Source organism: Azospirillum melinis, from assembly GCF_013340935.1.
GTDB lineage: Bacteria > Pseudomonadota > Alphaproteobacteria > Azospirillales > Azospirillaceae > Azospirillum > Azospirillum melinis.
The window spans coordinates 1-1,929 of record NZ_WHOS01000137.1; the positions used below are offsets into that span (position 1 = coordinate 1).

The 1,929-nt window shown below is 60.7% G+C and carries 2 pseudogenes; both read right to left on the minus strand.

Features of this window, described 5'->3' with window-relative positions:
• Positions 1 to 1,419: pseudogene (locus tag GBZ48_RS35760) on the minus strand (autotransporter domain-containing protein); the annotation flags it as partial.
• A 396-nt stretch (positions 1,420 to 1,815) separates the two neighbouring features.
• Positions 1,816 to 1,929, minus strand: a pseudogene (locus tag GBZ48_RS35765) (IS5/IS1182 family transposase); the annotation flags it as partial.

The following is a 1,929-nucleotide window of genomic DNA, read 5'->3' on the forward strand; positions in this document are numbered from 1 at the left end:
GGGAGGTGGAGGCGGCGGGGAGGTCACCTCGGTCAGGGTGAGCTTGATTTCCTTGTTAGCCGTGTCGAAGGTGGCCGTCGGGGTCAGCGTCGCGTCGCTGTTGGTGACGGAAGTGAAGGCACCGGACAGAGCACCCGTCGTGGTCAGGATGGTATAGGTCGTGCTGGCACCGTACCCGCTGCCGGTCGAAGTGACGGACAGCGCGCCGCCCATTGTGGCGGTGCCGGTGACGGCCAGCTTGCTGGCGGTGGACGAGGTCGTCCGGATCGCCAGCGTGCTGCCGCTGTCCTGCGTGTAGTTGCCGGTGACCGTCAGGGTGCCGGGCGTGCTGGAGCCGCCGGGCGACAGGGTGGTGCCGGACGGGGTGGTCAGATTCCCGACAACCGTTCCAGTACCGGCGAGCGTCGTGCCGCTGCTGAGCTGCAGCCCGGTGGTGAGCGAGCCGTTGACGCGCAGCGTGCCGGCCTGGAGGTTCGTGGTGGTGGCCGAACTCGCGCCGCCAAGCGTCCACTCGGTTCCGCTCATGGTCAGGCTGGTCAGGCCGGACACCGATCCGCTCAGGCTGCCGCTGCCTTCCAGTCGCAGAACCTGGTTGGCGCCCCCGGCCTGGATCCCACCGACCACGGCGCTGCCGTCCTTCAGGGTGATGAGGCTGCCGGCGCCGAACCCGTAGGTCTTGATCGCGCTATAGCCGTTTCCGGCGGCGATCGTCCCATAATTGACGATGGTCGAGACACCGGTGACGGAGAGCGCGTCGGTGGTGCCGATGATCGTGCCATAGTTGGTGACGAAGGAGGGCGTGGTCAGCGCGGAGACCATGACCGCCGCATAATCCGTCTGCATGAGCGCCGTCGCCGACCGGACATTCTTGATCAGCGCCGCTCCGTTGGACGCCGACCCGTTGGTAAGGTTGAGCGCGTGGGCGGATTCGATGCCGACCCAGTTGCCGATGATCGTCCCTGTGTTCTCGACGACCGACCTCAGCGACCCAGACGAATTGGCGAACAGGATGCCATCGTAGGTTTTCTGAACGTCGATCAGTCCGGAATTGATGACGGTGCCGTAGGTCTGCCCGTAGATGCCATCGGCCTGATAGAAGTTCGTGTCGACCGAAATCCTGATCGTGCCCTGGTTGGTCAGGGTCCAGCCACCGGCAGACTTTACCCACACGCCGGTGGTCTGATCGGTGTAAACATTGCCGGTACCGCTATCGACCACGCCACCGGTGCTGGTGATGAGGATGCTGCTGCCGGTTGGCTCGAAAGTCTGATTCTGAACCGTGGACAGTGTTTCCGCCGATGCGGCGCTGCCGGCCAGCGATACGCCGAGCGCGATGGGAGCCGCAACTATTGCCGGAAGGCGACCGCCCGACATCAGGCTTTGGCGGATCGACTCGAGAGGGGACGGCGACGGCGACATGGGCGATTCACCTTGCAATCAGTGCGTGAGCGTTACGACCAATGTTCCACGCCGCCCAATCATAGAGTGCATTCCGCTCTGTTGCTAAGATGAAACATGCAAAAAAATCAACGAAATGGCGCAATCTCTGTCGCTGGGCGCATATCTCCCGCATTTAAGTGCGGAATCTGTCAATTGATTTACATGATTGAGAAAGAAAGTATTGAAGTATTTTGGAACTAAATGTAATTCATGGTAATTTATGAAATTTGTTCAGCAGTATAATTGGAAAAATCTTTTTTCTCTCTCCTTCAGGATTTCAGCCGATTTCCCAGGAGGCAGGCGAATGGAGTTACAGTGCAGGTCTGAATATGAGGAAACGTCGGGACGGAAAAGCCGCCGCACTAGGGTCCGGACTCATAACCAGTAGGCGACGGTTGCGGCGATGTGGACGGCGGCCATGAAGTTGGTGGCGGAGCGGTCATAGCGGGTGGCAATGCGCCGGAAGTCCTTGAGGCGTCCAAACATACG